The following is an 18,092-nucleotide window of genomic DNA, read 5'->3' on the forward strand; positions in this document are numbered from 1 at the left end:
TTACTGATGTGCAATAGACATGAATAAAATCGTTTTTGTTGAGGATGACCCTGAGGTAGGGACGCTGATCGCCGCCTATCTCGGCAAGCATGATATGGATGTGGTGGTCGAGCCTCGCGGCGACCGCGCAGAGGACGTGATCGCGCGGGAGAAACCGGACCTCGTGCTGCTGGACATTATGCTGCCCGGCAAAGACGGGATGACGCTCTGCCGCGACCTGCGCGGGCAATGGCAAGGGCCCATTGTCCTGCTGACCTCGCTCGACAGCGATATGAACCATATCCTCTCCCTGGAGATGGGCGCCAGCGATTATATCCTGAAAACCACGCCGCCAGCGGTACTTCTCGCGCGACTGCGTCTGCATCTACGCCAGCATATCGCTCCGGCGGGCGCCGGAACCCCCTCAACACTCACGCCACATAAAACCATCTCCTTTGGTTCGCTGACCATCGACCCGGTCAACCGTCAGGTGCTGCTCGGCGGGGAAAGCGTCGCATTGTCGACGGCCGATTTCGATCTGCTGTGGGAGCTGGCCACCCATGCCGGGCAAATTATGGACCGCGACGCGCTGCTGAAAAATTTACGCGGTGTCACCTACGACGGGATGGATCGCAGCGTCGACGTGGCCATCTCCCGCCTGCGTAAAAAACTGCTCGACAACGCCACGGAGCCTTATCGGATTAAGACCGTTCGCAACAAAGGCTACCTGTTCGCCCCTCACGCCTGGGACAACTAAGCTTCTCCCGCGGCCCTGCGAGGGGCCCGTTTTATGGCGCACTCCACGGCGATAACCGCCTCAGCTTTGGCTGCTTAGGGCGACTGCGCGGGTTTCCCTCTGCGCGCCGACTGCCCGCTGCGAATTTGTCATATTGCGTAAATCAATAGATTTAGCCGTACAGTTCCCCATCACATAAGCCCTCAATATGATTGTGCTCAAGGACTTACCGTTATCAGAGTGGCATAAAGCCTGAAAACACAGGACTTTTGCATGATGAAATACGTTGTACTTTTGGCACTCTCACTCTTCACTTCACTCTCTGGCTGGGCTTTTTCCCTCGACAACGCCGATATTCGACTCCTCTGTCCACAGCGCGGGCAAATCGAGGTGATCCTCCACCGCTATGAACATACCCAGCAATCCTGGGGACAGCATCACTTTGAAACGGGAGGCGGCCACGTTCGCCAGGGACCGCTGCTGGTGATCCCGTTTGCCAACCTCGATCAGATGATTTACCACCAAACCACGGGCGAGTTTGCTTACTGGTATGCCGAAACGGAAAAGCTGGTGCGCTGTCGGCTGCTGAGTCTGACGACCACCTATCCGGTAGATATTCCCTACTTTCACGAGTAGCGATACCCCGGTCGGCTCCCCTGGAAGGCGCAGGTCAGGTGAATAAACTTTATTTGTGACACCGTCACATACACACCTCCCTGTGCGACCTTCCCGGCGAATGTCACCCCGGAGACGCTGCATACATCGGGTATAGCGGCGCCACAAAGATGGCAAGTCGCAACACGCCGGGCCCCCCAAAGATGGTCGTTTTACAATAAATTTTCATTGTTCTAGTGTGAGTTAACTCAACACTCACGCGGTACGGGAGAGACAATGGGACGGTTCTCAGGTAAGAAAATTGTGATTACAGGGGCGAGCAGCGGTATTGGTCTGGCAGGGGCAATGCGCATTATTGATGAAGGGGGCGAAGTGATGCTGACCGGACGCCATCAGCAAAAACTGGAATCGTTACGCACAGTGCTGCCCGAGCGCGCCTGGTTTCTCCAGAACGATGGCGCGGAACCTGAGGCAGCGCATGCCCTCGCCGAGTCTGTAGAATCCTTTGGCATGCTGGATGGCCTGTGGCTGAACGCCGGCCAGCTCGCCTTTTCAACGGTGGAAAATACCACCGAAACGCAGTTCGATACCATCATGGCCAACAATGTTCGTTCTGCCGTCCTGCAAATCGCCGCACTTACGCGTTTTTTGAAGACCGGAGCCTCGGTGGTCATCACCGCCTCTACGGCCGCCTACGAAGGCACGCCACTGGCGGCGCTCTATGCCGCCAGCAAAGGCGCGCAGCTTGCACTGGTTCGCAGCTGGGCAACGGCCTTCGCCGCCCGCGGGATCAGAGTTAACGCGCTGGTCCCCGGGGCAATCGATACCCCTCTGCTTGACGCGATCCCCGCCCCCTTCCGCGAGCAGTATGATGCGCAGATCAGGGCTACCGTGCCGCTAAAACGCCAGGGAACGCCGGAAGAAGCGGCGGCGGTTGCGCTGTTTTTATTATCGGATGATGCCGGGTATGTGACGGGTAGCCAGTATGTGGTGGATGGCGGACTGCTGCGCTTATAAGGGCTGCGTCATTATTTATGCCTGCGGGATGTTGTCAGTGAGGGTGAACCCTGCTTTGATAGCGCATTAAACAGGGCGTGAAACGCAGAAGTGATTTTTGCGGTATATTCTGCCGTGACAAACGCCCTGGACAGCGGTCTGGTTTCGTTCCTGCATCTCCGCTTTAGCGGAAAGGCACATACCACACCGCGCCATGAAGGCAAAAGATAGGTAATTAACATTCTGATTTAAGTGAGATTTAATGAAAAAGCTGTTTGTGCAGTTCTATCTTTTGCTCTTCGTCTGCTTTCTGGTCATGACCATGCTGGTCGGCCTGGTCTATAAATTTACCGCTGAACGCGCCGGACGACAGTCGCTTGACGATCTGATGAAAAGCTCGCTGTATCTGATGCGCAGCGAGCTGCGGGAAATTCCGCCGCGCGACTGGAGCAAGACGCTCAAAGAGCTGGATCTGAACCTGTCGTTCGATCTGCACATCGAGCCGATGAGCAAATTCAAGCTATCGGAAAGCTCGATGCAGCACCTGCGCGCCGGCGATATTGTCGCGCTGGATGACCAGTACACCTTCATTCAGCGTATTCCCCGCAGCCATTATGTGCTGTCGGTGGGCCCGGTGCCCTATCTCTATTTTCTGCATGAAATGCGCCTGCTGGACATTGCGCTGATGGCGTTTATCGCTATCTCGCTGGCCTTTCCGGTGTTTATCTGGATGCGTCCACACTGGCAGGACATGTTGCGCATTGAAACCGCTGCCCAGCGCTTTGGCGAGGGCCACTTCAGCGAGCGCATTCATTTTGACAGCATGTCCAGCTTTGAACGGCTCGGCGTGGCCTTTAATCAGATGGCCGATAACATTAACGCCCTCATTGCCAGTAAAAAGCAGCTGATTGACGGTATCGCCCATGAGCTCAGGACGCCGCTGGTCCGCCTGCGCTATCGTCTGGAGATGAGCGAAAACCTCACTGAGGCGGAATCGCAAGCGCTGAACCGCGATATCGGCCAGCTCGAGGCGCTGATTGAAGAACTCCTGACCTACGCCCGCCTCGACCGTCCGCAGACGGAACTCAGTCTGACCACCCCTGATTTCCCCGCCTGGATCAGCGATCATGTCGAGGATATTCAGATGGTCAACCCGCAGCGCGAGGTCGCTCTGGCGACGCTGACCCACGGCAACTATGGCGCGCTGGATATGCGGCTGATGGAGCGGGTACTGGATAATCTGGTGAATAACGCCCTGCGCTACAGCACCCAGCGGGTGGCGGTCAGCCTGACCCTGCAGGGAGCGCGTGCCTCGTTGCAGGTCGAGGATGACGGCCCGGGCATTGCCCCTGAAGAGCGCGAGCGAGTGTTTGAGCCCTTTGTCCGTCTTGACCCCAGCCGCGATCGGGCGACCGGAGGATGCGGCCTCGGCCTGGCGATTGTGCACAGTATTGCCCAGGCGATGGGCGGTGACGTGCGCTGCGAGGCCAGCCCTCTCGGCGGCGCCCGCTTCTGCTTTAGCTGGCCGGTTTATCATCAGTTGCCCGATTTTACCTCTGCCTGAATAAAACTTGCGCAGAGGCCGCGCGCTGCGTATGCTGCAAAAATCGAATAGTATGTTGTAACTAAGGTGAATCGATGGCTCGCTACGACCTTGTTGAACGTCTGAATGATACCTTTCGTCAGATCGAGCTGGAGCTGCAGACGCTCCAGCAGGCGCTAAGCAGCTGCCGGCTGCTGGCGGCCCGGGTATTTGAACTGCCGGCGGTCAGTAAGGATGCCGAGCACGATCCGCTGGCCAACATTCCGGTGGTGCAACACATCGGCAAGGCGGCGCTGACCCTCGCCCTACGCCATTACAGCCATCTGTTTATCCAGCAGCAGTCGGAAACCCGCAGCAGCAAAGCCGCCGTTCGTCTGCCGGGGGCTATCTGCCTGCAGGTCACCGCCGTGGAGCAGCAGGATCTGCTGGCGCGCATTCAGCATATTAACGCCCTGAAGGCTACCTTCGAGAAAATCGTCACCGTCGATTCTGGCCTGCCCCCCACTGCCCGTTTTGAATGGGTGCATCGCCACCTGCCGGGCTTGATCACCCTCAGCGCCTACCGCACGCTGACGCCCCTCGTCGACCCGAGCACCATCCGCTTCGGCTGGGCCAATAAACACGTGATCAAGAACCTGACCCGCGACCAGGTATTGATGATGCTGGAGAAAAGCCTGCAATCACCGCGGGCGGTGCCGCCGTGGACCCGTGAGCAGTGGCAGAGCAAGCTTGAGAGGGAGTATCAGGACATCGCCGCCCTGCCGCAGCGGGCGCGGCTGAAAATCAAACGGCCGGTGAAAGTGCAGCCGATTGCCCGCGTCTGGTACGCCAGCGAGCAGAAACAGGTACAGTATGCCTGCCCCAGCCCGCTGATCGCGCTGATAACCGGTAGCCAGGGGGTCAGCGTCCCGGATATCGGCGAATTGCTGAACTATGACGCCGACAATGTCCAGTACCGCTACAAACCGGAGGCGCAGTCGCTGAGATTACTTATCCCGCGCCTGCACCTCTGGCTGGCTAACGAGTAGCCAGGCTGCCGACCATCTCTTCCGGGCGCACCCAGCTGTCGAATTCGGCTTCCGTCAGGTAGCCCAGCGCCAGCGCCGAGGCTTTGAGGGTCAGCCCCTCATGGTGCGCTTTTTTAGCGATTTCCGCCGCCTTGTCGTAGCCGATATGGGTATTCAGCGCGGTTACCAGCATCAGCGACTCATTGAGCAGCTGGCTGATCCGCTCGCGATTCGGTTCAATACCCACCGCACAGTGCTCATTAAAGCTCTCCATACCGTCCGCCAGCAGACGCACCGACTGCAGGACGTTGTGAATGACCATCGGACGATAGACGTTAAGCTCAAAGTTACCCGAGGCGCCGCCGATATTTACCGCCACGTCATTGCCCATCACCTGGCAGCAGACCATGGTCAACGCTTCGCATTGAGTTGGGTTAACCTTGCCGGGCATGATTGAAGAACCCGGCTCATTCTCCGGGATGGCGATTTCGCCAATGCCGCAGCGGGGGCCGGAGGCCAGCCAGCGGACATCGTTAGCGATTTTCATCAGCGACGCCGCCAGGCCTTTCAGCGCGCCGTGGGCATGGACCAGGGCATCCACAGTAGCCAGCGCTTCGAATTTGTTCGGCGCGGTGACAAATGGCTGTCCGCTGAGCGACGCCAGCTCGGCCGCCACCCGCACGGCATACTCCGGATGGGTATTCAGCCCGGTTCCTACCGCCGTCCCGCCCAGCGCCAGCTCGGCAAGATGCGGCTGGCTGGCTTCAATGTGCTTCAGGCTATGGTCCAGCATCGCCACCCAGCCGGAGATCTCCTGGCCTAACGTGAGCGGTGTGGCGTCCTGCAGATGGGTGCGGCCGATCTTGAAGATATCCCTGAAGGCCACTGCTTTTTCGTTGAGCGTCGCCCGCAGCGCCTGCAGCGACGGGATCACTTTTTCCCTCAGGGCAATCAGCGCCGCGACGTGCATGGCGGTGGGAAACACGTCATTTGAGCTCTGGCTCTTATTCACATCGTCATTGGGATGAATTTTTCGCGCCATCCCCCGTTCACCGCCCAGCAGTTCACTGGCGCGGTTGGCCAGCACCTCGTTCATATTCATATTGCTTTGGGTGCCGGAGCCGGTCTGCCAGATAGCCAGCGGGAACTCCTGCGAGTGCTTTCCGGCCAGGACTTCGTCAGCGGCAGCGACGATCGCCCCGGCTTTCTCCGCCGTCAGCAACCCGAGATCCTGATTAACCTTCGCCGCCGCCCGCTTGGTCAGCGCCAGGGCGTATATCAGCTCCCCGGGCATTTTTTCGGTCGAGATGCGGAAATGCTCCAGCGAGCGCTGGGTCTGGGCGCCCCAGAGTTTATCGGCCGGGACGTCGATGGCGCCCATCGAGTCTTTTTCACTGCGATGCGTTGTCATTACTTTCTCCTTGGATTCAAAGTGCGTCATAGCGACAAAGCTCACCTGCTTAAAAGACTAAGTATTGGCCAGATTTATAAGTTGTTTTGGTGGTTCGTGCCGCGAAGCGACATAAAAAAGCCGCCCCGAAGGGCGGCCCAGACCGCTGACAATATGCAATCGTCGGGATTGCCCGGCGGCGCTGCGCTTGCGCGGTCCTACAGAGAACTGCATAACTGTTTGATATTGCTGTTTTCGTAGGCCGGGTAAGGCGAAAGCTGCCACCCGGCAGAAAGGCGATCACAATAACGAAAACCGGTTTGTCATCGGCCAGAGCCGCCCCGAAGGGCGGCCTGGGTTACTTCACGCAGCGGGCGCACTGCGACGTCTGGATCTGCTGGAAGAAGTCATTGCCTTTATCATCGACGAGGATAAACGCCGGGAAATCTTCCACTTCAATTTTCCAGATAGCCTCCATACCCAGCTCCGGATACGCCACGCACTCGAGGCTGCGGATGCTCTGCTGGGCCAGCACCGCCGCCGGGCCGCCGATGCTGCCGAGGTAGAAGCCGCCGTGTTTGTGGCACGCATCGGTCACCTGCTGGCTGCGGTTGCCTTTCGCCAGCATGATCTTGCTCGCGCCGTGCGACTGCAGCAGATCGACGTAAGAATCCATGCGGCCTGCGGTGGTCGGCCCCAGAGAGCCGGAGGCGTAACCGTCCGGCGTCTTAGCCGGGCCCGCGTAGTAGATCGGGTGATCTTTGACGTACTGCGGCAGTGCTTCACCGCTGTCGATAAGCTCCTTCAGCTTGGCGTGGGCGATATCGCGGGCCACGATGATAGTGCCGCTCAGCGACAGGCGGGTGGACACCGGGTACTGCGACAGCAGCGCCAGGATCTCGCTCATCGGCTGGTTAAGATTCACCTTCACCGCTTCGCCTTCCCCGGCCTGGCGCAGATGCTCAGGGATATATTTCCCCGGATTGCTCTCCAGCTTCTCGATCCAGATGCCGTCGCGGTTGATTTTGGCTTTGATGTTGCGGTCGGCGGAACAGGAGACGCCCATCCCTACCGGGCAGGAAGCGCCGTGACGCGGCAGACGGATCACCCGGATATCGTGGGCGAAGTATTTCCCGCCGAACTGCGCGCCGAGGCCGAGGTTCTGCGCTTCCAGCAGCAGCTCCTGCTCCAGCTGAATGTCGCGGAACGCCTGGCCATGCTCGTTACCTTCGGTCGGCAGGCCATCGTAGTATTTGGTGGAAGCCAGCTTCACGGTTTTCAGCGTCGCTTCCGCCGAAGTTCCGCCAATCACAAAGGCGATATGGTACGGCGGACAAGCGGCCGTACCGAGGGTGCGCATCTTCTCAACCAGATAGTTTTTCAGCTTCGCCGGGGTGATCAGCGCTTTGGTTTCCTGGTACAGATAGGTTTTGTTCGCCGAACCGCCGCCCTTGGCGATGCAGAGGAATTTATACTCATCGCCATCGGTAGCATAGAGATCGATCTGCGCCGGCAGGTTAGTACCGGTGTTAACCTCTTTATACATATCCAGCGGCGCGTTCTGCGAGTAGCGCAGGTTGTCCTGGATATAGGTGTTGTACACACCCTGCGCCAGCGCGGCTTCATCGCCGCCGCCGGTCCACACGCGCTGGCCTTTTTTACCCATGATGATCGCGGTGCCGGTGTCCTGGCAGGTGGGCAGAATGCCTTTGGCGGCGATATCCGAGTTGCGCAGGAACTGCAGCGCCACGTATTTGTCGTTTTCGCTGGCTTCCGGGTCGTTAAGGATATCCGCCACCTGCTGCTGATGCGCCGGGCGAAGCATAAAGGAAGCGTCGTGGAAAGCATGCTGCGCCATAAGGGTCAGCGCCTGAGGGTCGACTTTTAGCACTTCCTGGCCGGCAAATTCGGCCACGGAGACGTAATCACTGCTGAGGAGATAATACTCGGTGTCATCCTTTTTGAGGGGAAAAGGATCCTGGTAAACAAACGGTTTATTCGACATTGTACTCTCACTTACTGCTTTGGCTGATTATGTTTCAGGCAGGGACTCCATGTGCCTGTAGAAAAGCGAGTCGATCAATCTTACACAATTTTTTAACAAAAACTGAGACAGGGACGACTTTTTCTTTCAGCAGTTGCTTCTCCACGGTTTGCTGGTTTAATAGAGTAATAATTTTTACTTTGATTGATACAGGGAATGAGAATGCAAAAGCTGATCAACGCCGTACAGAACTACGCATGGGGAAGCCACACCGCTTTAACTGAACTGTATGGCATTGCCAACCCGGACAACCTGCCGATGGCAGAGCTGTGGATGGGGGCGCATCCGAAGAGCAGCTCGCAGATCCTGGCGGCCGACGGCCAGCCGCGTTCGCTGCGCGAGGTGATTGACGCGGATAAAACCGCCCTGCTCGGCGACAAGGTTGCCGCCCGCTTTGGTGAGCTGCCGTTCCTGTTTAAAGTGCTGTGCGCCGCTCAGCCACTCTCTATTCAGGTACATCCCAACAAGCAGGCCTCGGAAGAAGGTTTCGCCCGCGAGAACGCCGCCGGCATCCCGCTCTCCGCCGCCGAGCGTAACTATAAAGATCCAAACCACAAGCCGGAGCTGGTTTTTGCCCTGACGCCGTTCCTGGCGATGAATGCGTTTCGCGAGTTCAGCGAGATTGTCACCCTGCTGCAGCCGGTGGCAAGCGCGCATCCGGCGATTGGCGCCTTCCTGCAGCAGCCGGACGCGGCTCACCTGAGCCAGCTGTTTGCCAGCCTGCTCAATATGCAGGGTGAGGAAAAAGCCAAGGCGCTGCAGGTACTGCGCGACGTACTGGCCCGTGAACAGGGCGAACCGTGGCAGACTATCCGCCTGATCGCGGAATTCTATCCGGACGACAGCGGCCTCTTCTCGCCGCTGCTGCTGAACGTGGTGAAGCTGAACCCTGGCGAAGCCATGTTCCTGTTCGCCGAAACGCCGCATGCCTATCTGCAGGGGGTGGCGCTGGAGGTGATGGCCAACTCGGATAACGTACTGCGCGCCGGTCTGACGCCGAAATACATTGATATTCCTGAGCTGGTCGCTAACGTCAAGTTCGAAGCCAAACCGGCGGGTGAGCTGTTGACCCAGCCGCAGCAGCACGGCGCAGAGCTGGACTTCCCGATCCCGGTGGAAGATTTTGCCTTCTCGCTGCACGACCTCTCCGCCGAGGCCAGCGATCTGGCTCAGGCGAGCGCGGCGATTATTTTCTGCGTCGACGGCGAAGCCGTACTGCACAAAGGTGACCAGAGCCTGACGCTCAAGCCGGGCGAGTCGGCTTTCGTGGCCGCCAACGAATCACCGGTGCAGGTCAGCGGCCGCGGCCGCGTGGCGCGCGTGTTTAATAAGCTCCAGTAAGTGACTGACCTTTCAGGTCGCGCTTACTGAATGATGACAACTCAGCCAGGCGGTCTCTCCGCCTGGCTTCATTTATGGACAAATGCTATGAAAAAATCGCTGGTCGCAGCAGGCATCATCGTGGCGCTGGGCGTGGTATGGACAGGCGGCGCCTGGTACACCGGCAAACAGCTGGAAGGCCGGGTCGCCGATATGGTGCAGCAGGCTAACGCGCAGCTACGCAGCAGCGCGCCGGAATCAGGTCTGGAGCTGAGCTATCAGGATTACCGGCGCGGGCTGTTCAGCAGCCATCTGCAGCTGGTGGTTAAGCCGATCGCCGGTCAGGCCAGCTGGCTGGCCGCCGGACAGAGCGTGGTGCTTGACGAGGTGGTCGATCATGGCCCCTTCCCGCTGGCCTCATTAAAAACCTTTAATCTGGCGCCGGCGATGGCCTCGGTCCACACCACGCTGGTGAAAAATGACGCCAGCCAGGCGCTGTTCGAGATCGCCAAAGGCAACACTCCCTTTACCGTCGATACACGCATCGCCTACCGCGGCGACAGCCAGTCGGCGATCGTGCTCAATGCCCTCGACTATGCCAAAGGTGATGAGAAAGTCACCTTCAGCGGCGGTCAGTTCCAGCTCGACGCCGACCGCGACGGCAAAAACATCAGCCTGAAGGGCCAGGCCGGCAGCGGGCAGATCGATGCGCTCAACGAATATAATCAGAAGGTGCAGCTGCGCTTCGTCAATCTGACCACCGACGGCGCCACCGAGCTGGCCAGCTTCAACGAACGTATCGGCCAGCAAAAAATGACCCTCGATAAACTGGCCATCAGCGTCGAAGGCAAAGAGCTGGCGCTGGTTGACGGGATGGCGCTGGACGGCGGCTCGACGCTGACCCAGGACGGTAAAGGCGTGAACAGCCAGGTGAACTACACCGTCAACAGCCTCAAGCTGCAGGGGCAGGATATGGGCAGCGGCAAACTGACGCTGAAAGTGGATAATGTCGACGGTCAGGCGTGGCACCAGTTCAGTCAGCAGTACAGCGCACAGTCTCAGGCGCTGCTGGCAAAACCGGAGCTGGCGCAAAACCCGGAACTGTACCAGCAGGCGTTAACCGAAGCCCTGTTCAATGCGCTGCCGATCCTGCTTAAAGGCAATCCGTCGGTGACCCTCTCTCCGCTGAGCTGGCGCAATGCCAAAGGGGAAAGTACCCTGAATCTGTCGGTTCTGCTGAAGGATCCGGCCCAGGTGACCACCCCACCGCAGACCCTGGCGGACAGCCTGGATCGCGTGGTGCAGTCGCTTGACGGCAAGGTGGTGATCCCGGTGGATATGGCGACGGAGTTAATGACTAAGATCGCCGGTCTGGAAGGTTACCAGCCAGCCGATGCGGCCAAGCTCGCCGATCAGCAGGTCAAAGGCCTGGCGGCGATGGGCCAGATGTTCCGCATCACCACCATGGAAGATAACGCCATCAGCAGCAGCCTGCAGTACGCTAACGGCCAGGTGACGCTGAACGGGCAGAAAATGCCGCTGGAGGATTTTGCCGCGATGTTTGGTCTGGAAGCGCCTGCTCAACCGGACGCGGCGCCGCAGGAAGGCCAGCCGCAACAGGATGACGCCGCTCCGCAGCAAGATGACGCCGCTCCTCAGCAGGACGACGCCGCCCCGCAGCCGTAACTTATCGGCTCAGGAGACGGCCATCGCGCGCCGTCTCCCTCATTTCCGTGTCACCAGCCGCGGCGGCATAATCTGGTTGCGCGCCTCGCCGGTGCCTTCCTCAAGCCGTCGCAGCATCGACTCTGCCAGGGTTTTCCCCATCTCGCGCGCCGGGGTCGTTACCCAGGTGAGCGGCAGGTCATCCAGCGCCGCCTCCGGCACGTCGGCGAACGCCGCCAGCGCCACCCGCTGTTCGAAATAGCTCTCGACACCGTCTTCTCCGCTCTGCCTTCCGGCCCGCAGTAAACCAAACCACGCGCCAGTGGCCACCACGTTGTTGTAGCACAGCACCGCAGTGATGGTCGGATTCTGGCGCAACAGCCCCGCCATCGCCTCCGCCGCCTGCTTCTGGCTCGACTCGCACTCCAGCACCCATTCGCTGTGAAACGGCAGACCGTATTTCAGCAAGGTGGCGCAATAGCCGCCGACCCGCTCGGCGCGCGTCAGCGAAGAACTCTGCCCACCAAGCCAGGCGATCCGCTGATGGCCGCGGCGGATAAGATGCTCGGTCACCAGCTGCGCCGCCTGCATGTTGTCCGGGCGGATCAGGTCGACATCGTCAAGGTAGCTGGCGCGGGAAGCAAACACCAGCGGCACGCCAGCCTGCGCGGCCCGCTCGCGCAGTTCGCTCCCGCGATCGATCGACCCGGCGATGATCACCCCGTCGACCCCCTGCGCCGCGAGGGTATCAAACCGCTGGTCTATCTTCTCGCCGCTGCGACCGCCCTGGGTGAGGAACACCATTTTCCCCTGCCTTTCCAGGGCGTCGGTGAGGCCGGCGGTTAATTCGGCGTAAAACGGCTTTGACAGATCGCTAACGATAAGGCCAATCACCCCGCTCTGCCCGCCACGCAGCGAGGCGGCCTGGCGGTTGCGCACAAATCCCAGCTGTTCGATGGCCTGATTAACCCGCTCGCCGGTGGCGCTGGAGATGCGCCCTTTACCGCTCAGCACCAGCGAGACGGTGCTCACGGAGACCCCGGCGGCCTGCGCCACATCATTGATGGTGATCTTTTTTGCGATAGCCATAACGCGCTGGCTGACTCCCTTGCCTGTCGATAAAACGTTTTATCATTGTGCGATCTTTATAAACCTTATTATCGCTTGATTATGTGATTTTTATCGCACTAAAAAGTGATAAAACGTTTTATCTTGCCGTGGCGTTAGTTCTTCCCGACCACTTGAGAATCAGGAACCGTGTTATGACGGCGAAAACAGCACCAAAAATCACTTTATGGGAGTTTTTCCAGCAGCTCGGAAAAACCTTTATGCTGCCCGTAGCGTTGCTCTCGTTTTGTGGGATCATGCTGGGGATTGGCAGTTCGTTAAGCAGTCACGATGTTTTGACGCTGTTGCCGTGGCTGGATATGCCGCTGCTGCAGGCCATCTTTATCTGGATGAGCAAAGTCGGCTCCTTTGCTTTCAGTTTCCTGCCGGTCATGTTCTGTATCGCCATCCCACTGGGGCTGGCGCGGGAGAACAAAGGCGTCGCCGCCTTCGCCGGCTTTGTCGGCTACGCGGTCATGAACCTGGCGGTCAACTTCTGGCTGACGGCGAAAGGCATTCTGCCCACCACCGACGCCGCGATCCTGAAGGCCAACAATATCCAGAACATCATCGGTATTCCGTCGATCGATACCGGGATCCTCGGCGCGGTTATCGCCGGGATTATCGTCTGGCTGCTGCATGAACGCTTCCATAACATTCGCCTGCCGGACGCCCTGGCCTTCTTCGGCGGCACCCGCTTCGTGCCGATCATCACCACCGTGGTGCTGGGTCTGGTCGGGCTGGCGATCCCGCTGGTGTGGCCAGTCTTCGCCATGGGGATCAACGCCCTCGGGAAGATGATCAACAGCGCCGGGGATTTTGGCCCGATGATCTTCGGCACCGGCGAGCGACTGCTGCTGCCGTTTGGCCTGCACCACATTCTGGTGGCGCTGATCCGCTTCACTGAAGCCGGCGGTACCCTCGACGTCTGCGGCCACAGCGTCAGCGGCGCGCTGACCATCTTCCAGGCGCAACTGAGCTGCCCGACCACCCACGGCTTCTCCGAAAGCGCCACCCGCTTCCTGTCGCAGGGTAAAATGCCGGCCTTCCTCGGCGGCCTGCCGGGAGCCGCGCTGGCGATGTACCACTGCGCCCGTCCGGAAAACCGGCATAAAATTAAAGGCCTGCTGATCTCCGGGGTCATCGCCTGCGTGGTCGGCGGCACCACCGAGCCGCTGGAGTTCCTGTTCCTGTTCGTCGCGCCGGTGCTGTATGTCATCCACGCGCTGCTGACCGGTCTCGGCTTTACCATCATGGCGGTGCTCGGGGTGACCATCGGCAACACCGACGGCAATATCATCGACTTCGTGGTGTTTGGCATCCTGCATGGCCTGGCGACCAAGTGGTATCTGGTGCCGGTGGTGGCGGCTATCTGGTTCGCGGTCTACTATGCCATCTTCCGCTTCGCCATCACCCGCTTCAATCTGAAAACGCCGGGTCGCGATATCGACACCGCCGCCAGCGTGGAGAAAGCCGTCGCCGGTACCATCGGCAAATCCGGCTATAACGTGCCGGCGATTCTGGCGGCGCTCGGCGGCGCCGAGAACATTGTTTCGCTGGATAACTGCATTACTCGTCTGCGTCTGTCGGTACACGATATGAGCAAAGTGGACGCCGCCGCGCTGAAAGCCCATCGCGCCATCGGGGTGGTTCAGCTCAATCAGCATAACCTGCAGGTGGTTATTGGCCCGCAGGTGCAGTCAGTAAAAGATGAAATGGCCGTATTGATGAATACTGTTCAGGCCTGACCCTACTGGTCCCCCTTCCGCGCGGAGGGGGACATTCGCTAAGGAAGTTCCGATGTTTGATTTTGCCACCCCCATCGACCGCCACGGTACCTGGTGCACACAGTGGGACTATGTCGCCGACCGGTTTGGCGCCGCCGACCTGCTGCCGTTCACCATCTCCGATATGGATTTCGCCACTGCGCCCTGCATTCTCGACGCCGTCAGCCAGCGGCTGGCCCACGGGGTATTCGGCTACAGCCGCTGGCAGAACGAGGCGTTTCTCGGGGCGATTGCTCACTGGTACGCCAGCCGGTTTAACAGCGTCATCGATCCGCAAACGGTGGTCTACGGGCCATCGGTTATCTACATGGTGGCGGAAACCATCCGCCAGTGGTCAAGCGAAGGCGACGGCGTCGTCGTCCATACTCCCGCCTACGATGCGTTCTATAAGACCATCACCGCTAACCGCCGGGAGATTGCCCCGGTGCCATTGACCCTGACGGATAACCAGTGGCACTGCGATATGGCCCGCCTGGAAGCCGTGCTGGCGGAACCGAAGAATACCCTGCTGCTGCTGTGCAGCCCGCACAACCCCACGGGGAAAGTCTGGCGTCGCGAGGAGCTGGAGACCATGGCGGCCCTGTGTCAAAAACATGGCGTCAGGGTGATTAGCGACGAAATTCATATGGACATGACCTGGGGCGAACACTGCCATATCCCGTGGAGCGAGGTCGCTCAGGGACCGTGGGCGCTGTTCACCTCCGGTTCAAAGAGCTTTAATATTCCGGCCTTTACCGGGGCCTATGGCTTTATCCCCGAGGCGAACGCGCGCGACAGCTACCTGCAGGCGCTGAAGGCCCGCGACGGGCTCTCTTCTCCCTCAGTGCCAGCGCTGGTCGCCCATATCGCCGCCTATCGCGACGGGGCTCCCTGGCTCGACGCCTTGCGTGACTATCTGCAGGCGAATATGCGCTATGTCGCCGACACGCTTAACAATGCCTTCCCCGCACTCTGCTGGCAGCCGCCGGAGGCCACCTACCTGGCGTGGATCGACCTGCGCCCCCTGAACATCGACGACCACGCGCTACAGCAGGCGCTGATCGCCGAACAGAAGGTGGCGATTATGCCGGGTTATACCTATGGTCCTGAGGGCAACGGCTTTCTGCGGCTCAACGTCGGCTGCCCGCGCGAGAAGCTGGAACGCGGTGTCGAAGGACTGATTGCCGCCCTGCGCAGCCTCAGCTGATTCGACGCGCAATCTACAGGTCATCGCGCCGGCGGAATGCCAGGTAGCCGGCGCCGAGGGTAAAGATGGCGACTATCACCACCAGCAGGATAAACCCGTGGTGGTTACTCGCCAGCGGGATCCCACCGACGTTCATGCCGAAGAAACCGGCGACGATGTTAATCGGCAGTGCGAGGACCGTGATCACCGTCAGGGTGTAGAGGGTGCGGTTGCTCTGCTCCAGCTGGCGGGCGCCAATCTCCTCCTGCAGCAGACTAATGCGCTCGATCAGGCCGGACAGGTCATTGAGCACCACGCTAAACTCTTCGGTGAACTGACGAAACGCCTGCACCACTGCACGATCCATCCACGCCGGCGGCCGGTTAAGCAGACGGAACATCGCTGCCGGCTCCGGCGCCAGCAGCCGCTGAAAGCGTAAAAGCATCCGCCGCAGCCGCGCCAGATCGGCCCGGTTGCGCTGCACATGATTGCTCAGGAGACGCTCTTCGATAAGGTCGACATGGCGGCTGGCCTGGCGGACGACCTGCTCCAGCACCTCCTCCTGCTCCTCCAGCAGAAAAGCCAGCAGCTCGGTAGAGGAATTCACCCTGAGCGTCTGCAGACGCGGCAGCATCCATTCGATAAACCGTAACGGTTTGAAGCGCGCCGTCACCACCAGCTTAGGGCTACAGTAGAGCCACAGCGTGGCGGTTTCCGCGCTGGTATCCTGCGGCCGAAACAGCACATCGTTGAGCACAGCGAACAGATTCTCCCCCTGTCGCTCAATGCGGGTGGTGTGCGAGCCGCTGCGGATCTCCTCGAAGAAAAAGTCCGCCACCGGAAAGTGGCTGGTTAACCATTTCTCGGCGGTGGCATGATTAAGATTCAGATGTAACCAGATAAACGCCTTGTCATCGGCGAGCGCCTGATAGCGGGCGCACACCTCGCCAGAGGCGATGGGCTGCGGGGGGCGCTGTTCATGAAACAGATAACCATGCACCAGACCGGAAACTTCACTATCAAAATCGGGCTTTAACATCTTCGCGGTGACGTCTTGACTCATGGCTCCCTCAGGACACGCACTGGCACTGTTGATGCCCGAATAGCGCCATCTTTCGCTATTTTCCGCGGGCTGGCAAGGTTAATAATCTGGTCATAAAACAGTAACCTGAATGACATATTGCCGTCAGTGTCGCGCGCCACGCAGGCGATACGATCGGCGCGAATGGCGGGGGCTTCTGGCCCTTTTCGCTCCGGGGTTATTAAAATAAATTTGATTATCCTCAAAACTTTTTTAGGAAAAAAGCGTATTAATTAAGCCGCTTAATCATTGCTTACACTGGTTTATTGAGGAGGAGACCATGAAAACCTATGACCGTAATCGTAACGCTATTGCTACCGGCAGCAGGGTAATGATCGCCGGTAACGGCACGACAGGCGTGATTAAAGCTATCCATGGTGAAGGGAAAACCGCCGAGCAGCTTCGCCGGGCGGACTGCGTTGAAATCGACGGCTGCGAGGGCCGCTTTTGCCCGTTAGATCTGATCCGTCTCGGCTTCCATTAATTCCTGCCGCCAGGTCATCAGTATCAGGCCACCTGAGGTGGCCTGCTCTTTTCCCGACTAATAAAGCGTCTAGCGAAAGCTCCACTGAATACTCATCACAAAGATCGCCGGCACAATAATGCCGCCTTCCACACCGAAATAATCGGTGAAGTTATATTGCAGACCATGATAGATGTAGGGCGAAAAACCGACGCCGGTCATTTTTTTGGCGGTGCGGTAGGTGCCGGAATCCCCACAGTGGCTGAAGGCATCAAAGAAAAATTCCCCGGTATAGGCATACACCCCTTTCAGCACCCAGCCGGTATCGTTTTTCAGCCAGTCGCGGCGCACGCCGAGGGTCAGGCAGCGATCGTCAAAGCTGTTTTTCATCGTTCCGACCAGCACGCTGTATTTTGAATCCTGAGAAAACTTGCGCTCCACCGAGAAAAAGTTGTTATTGAAATGTTCGTTATATTGTCCGTGGTTACCGGTCATATGATAAACATAGGAGCCGGTATTCATCGAATAGAGGTTTAATTCCCCGGCCTGCGCCGACGGCATGGCAACCATCAGTAGCCCTGATAACAAAATCCATAATTTATTTAACATTCAGTAACCTACACCACACCCGAAAAAAAGAACCCGGCATACTAGCACCGCCAAGCTAAACCAAAGGGCAATCGGATAAACCGACGCTGGTCGCGGCAGAAAACATGACCCTATCTGCACTATAGCAGCGACGCTCCCGCTTCGTTAGCGCTTGCAGCTATACTGCAGACACATTCCTCTTATTGATTAAGGACCGCTGTGTTAACCACTTTCCTCGTTGCGCTGGTCGCTATTATTCATCTCGCCATCCTGGTGCTGGAGATATTTTTCTGGGAGGCCCCCGCCGGGCGCCGGGCCTTTAACCTCAGCGCCGATTTCGCCCGGGAGACCCGGGTGCTGGCGGCCAACCAGGGATTGTATAACGGTTTTCTGGCCGCCGGCCTGGCGTGGGGGCTGTGGCTGGGGGCGTCGGGGGTGCAGGTGGTTATCTTTTTCCTGGCCTGCGTGCTGGCCGCCGGGATTTTCGGCGCGCTGACCGCCAGCCGCAAAATTCTTTATATTCAGGCGCTGCCCGCACTGCTGGCGCTGCTTGCCATGCTGGCGCAAGCGTAGGGGCTTGATCCAAAACAGAGAAAGCAGGCGCTG

At 58.9% G+C, this 18,092-nt stretch carries 16 protein-coding genes; 11 read left to right on the top strand and 5 right to left on the bottom strand.

The features are described from left to right. Positions 1-19 precede the first annotated feature (19 nt). The 5 genes from rstA to tus all read left to right on the top strand — a co-directional run bounded on the left by rstA (position 20) and on the right by tus (position 4,897). Positions 20-736, top strand: coding sequence for a two-component system response regulator RstA (rstA, locus tag CWM57_RS03995; protein WP_100675649.1), 717 nt, complete (start codon positions 20-22; stop codon positions 734-736). 252 nt (positions 737-988) lie between these two features. Next, on the top strand, positions 989-1,351 hold the full coding sequence (locus CWM57_RS04000; protein ID WP_074385975.1) for a hypothetical protein: 363 nt from the start codon (positions 989-991) through the stop codon (positions 1,349-1,351). A gap of 255 nt (positions 1,352-1,606) precedes the next feature. Next, positions 1,607-2,347 (top strand): SDR family oxidoreductase, encoded by a 741-nt coding sequence (locus tag CWM57_RS04005; RefSeq protein ID WP_074385976.1) that lies wholly within the window; start codon positions 1,607-1,609, stop codon positions 2,345-2,347. A gap of 241 nt (positions 2,348-2,588) precedes the next feature. Beyond that, positions 2,589-3,890: a two-component system sensor histidine kinase RstB gene (gene rstB / locus CWM57_RS04010; RefSeq protein WP_074385977.1), complete on the top strand. Its 1,302-nt coding sequence runs from the start codon at positions 2,589-2,591 to the stop codon at positions 3,888-3,890. Positions 3,891-3,964: 74 nt separating this feature from the next. After that, positions 3,965-4,897, top strand: a complete 933-nt coding sequence (tus, locus tag CWM57_RS04015) for a DNA replication terminus site-binding protein (RefSeq protein WP_074385978.1) — start codon at positions 3,965-3,967, stop codon at positions 4,895-4,897. Here tus and fumC read toward each other — a convergent pair. Then, on the bottom strand, positions 4,887-6,287 hold the full coding sequence (gene fumC, locus CWM57_RS04020; protein ID WP_100675650.1) for a class II fumarate hydratase: 1,401 nt from the start codon (positions 6,285-6,287) through the stop codon (positions 4,887-4,889). The genes tus and fumC overlap by 11 nt on opposite strands. A 337-nt stretch (positions 6,288-6,624) precedes the next feature. Continuing rightward, positions 6,625-8,271, bottom strand: coding sequence for a class I fumarate hydratase FumA (fumA, locus tag CWM57_RS04025; RefSeq protein ID WP_100675651.1), 1,647 nt, complete (start codon positions 8,269-8,271; stop codon positions 6,625-6,627). 201 nt (positions 8,272-8,472) lie between these two features. Between fumA and manA the strand changes: the two genes are divergently transcribed. Continuing rightward, positions 8,473-9,651 carry a mannose-6-phosphate isomerase gene (gene manA / locus CWM57_RS04030; RefSeq protein ID WP_016160937.1) on the top strand — a complete coding sequence of 393 codons (1,179 nt, stop codon included), beginning with the start codon at positions 8,473-8,475 and terminating at the stop codon, positions 9,649-9,651. 87 nt (positions 9,652-9,738) lie between these two features. After that, entirely contained in the window at positions 9,739-11,316 is a 1,578-nt protein-coding gene (locus CWM57_RS04035; protein ID WP_100675652.1) for a YdgA family protein, read from the top strand. A gap of 39 nt (positions 11,317-11,355) precedes the next feature. On the opposite strand, the gene CWM57_RS04040 is transcribed toward CWM57_RS04035, so the two are convergent. Next, complete coding sequence (locus CWM57_RS04040) at positions 11,356-12,384, bottom strand: Mal regulon transcriptional regulator MalI (RefSeq protein ID WP_008805079.1); 1,029 nt, start codon at positions 12,382-12,384, stop codon at positions 11,356-11,358. Between the two features lie 173 nt (positions 12,385-12,557). Here CWM57_RS04040 and malX point away from each other — a divergent pair, with 173 nt between their 5' ends. Together malX and CWM57_RS04050 are read left to right on the top strand one after the other, a co-directional pair. Then, on the top strand, positions 12,558-14,150 hold the full coding sequence (gene malX, locus CWM57_RS04045; protein WP_012541901.1) for a maltose/glucose-specific PTS transporter subunit IIBC: 1,593 nt from the start codon (positions 12,558-12,560) through the stop codon (positions 14,148-14,150). Positions 14,151-14,202: 52 nt separating this feature from the next. Further along, entirely contained in the window at positions 14,203-15,375 is a 1,173-nt protein-coding gene (locus CWM57_RS04050; RefSeq protein ID WP_100630836.1) for a MalY/PatB family protein, read from the top strand. Between the two features lie 13 nt (positions 15,376-15,388). Here CWM57_RS04050 and CWM57_RS04055 read toward each other — a convergent pair whose 3' ends face one another. Then, the gene (locus CWM57_RS04055; RefSeq protein ID WP_100675653.1) at positions 15,389-16,417 is read right to left on the bottom strand and encodes a CorA family divalent cation transporter; all 1,029 of its coding nucleotides are present in this window, start codon (positions 16,415-16,417) and stop codon (positions 15,389-15,391) included. Between the two features lie 298 nt (positions 16,418-16,715). Between CWM57_RS04055 and ydfZ the strand changes: the two genes are divergently transcribed. After that, positions 16,716-16,919: a putative selenium delivery protein YdfZ gene (gene ydfZ / locus CWM57_RS04065; protein WP_061154751.1), complete on the top strand. Its 204-nt coding sequence runs from the start codon at positions 16,716-16,718 to the stop codon at positions 16,917-16,919. 69 nt (positions 16,920-16,988) lie between these two features. Here ydfZ and CWM57_RS04070 read toward each other — a convergent pair whose 3' ends face one another. Next, entirely contained in the window at positions 16,989-17,468 is a 480-nt protein-coding gene (locus tag CWM57_RS04070; RefSeq protein ID WP_165784151.1) for a hypothetical protein, read from the bottom strand. Positions 17,469-17,705: 237 nt separating this feature from the next. Here CWM57_RS04070 and CWM57_RS04075 point away from each other — a divergent pair, with 237 nt between their 5' ends. Further along, positions 17,706-18,059, top strand: a complete 354-nt coding sequence (locus CWM57_RS04075) for a DUF1304 domain-containing protein (protein ID WP_100675655.1) — start codon at positions 17,706-17,708, stop codon at positions 18,057-18,059. Positions 18,060-18,092: the final 33 nt, after the last annotated feature.

This window comes from Klebsiella sp. G-Nf4 (assembly GCF_002810615.1).
In the GTDB taxonomy this organism is placed as follows: domain Bacteria; phylum Pseudomonadota; class Gammaproteobacteria; order Enterobacterales; family Enterobacteriaceae; genus Klebsiella; species Klebsiella variicola.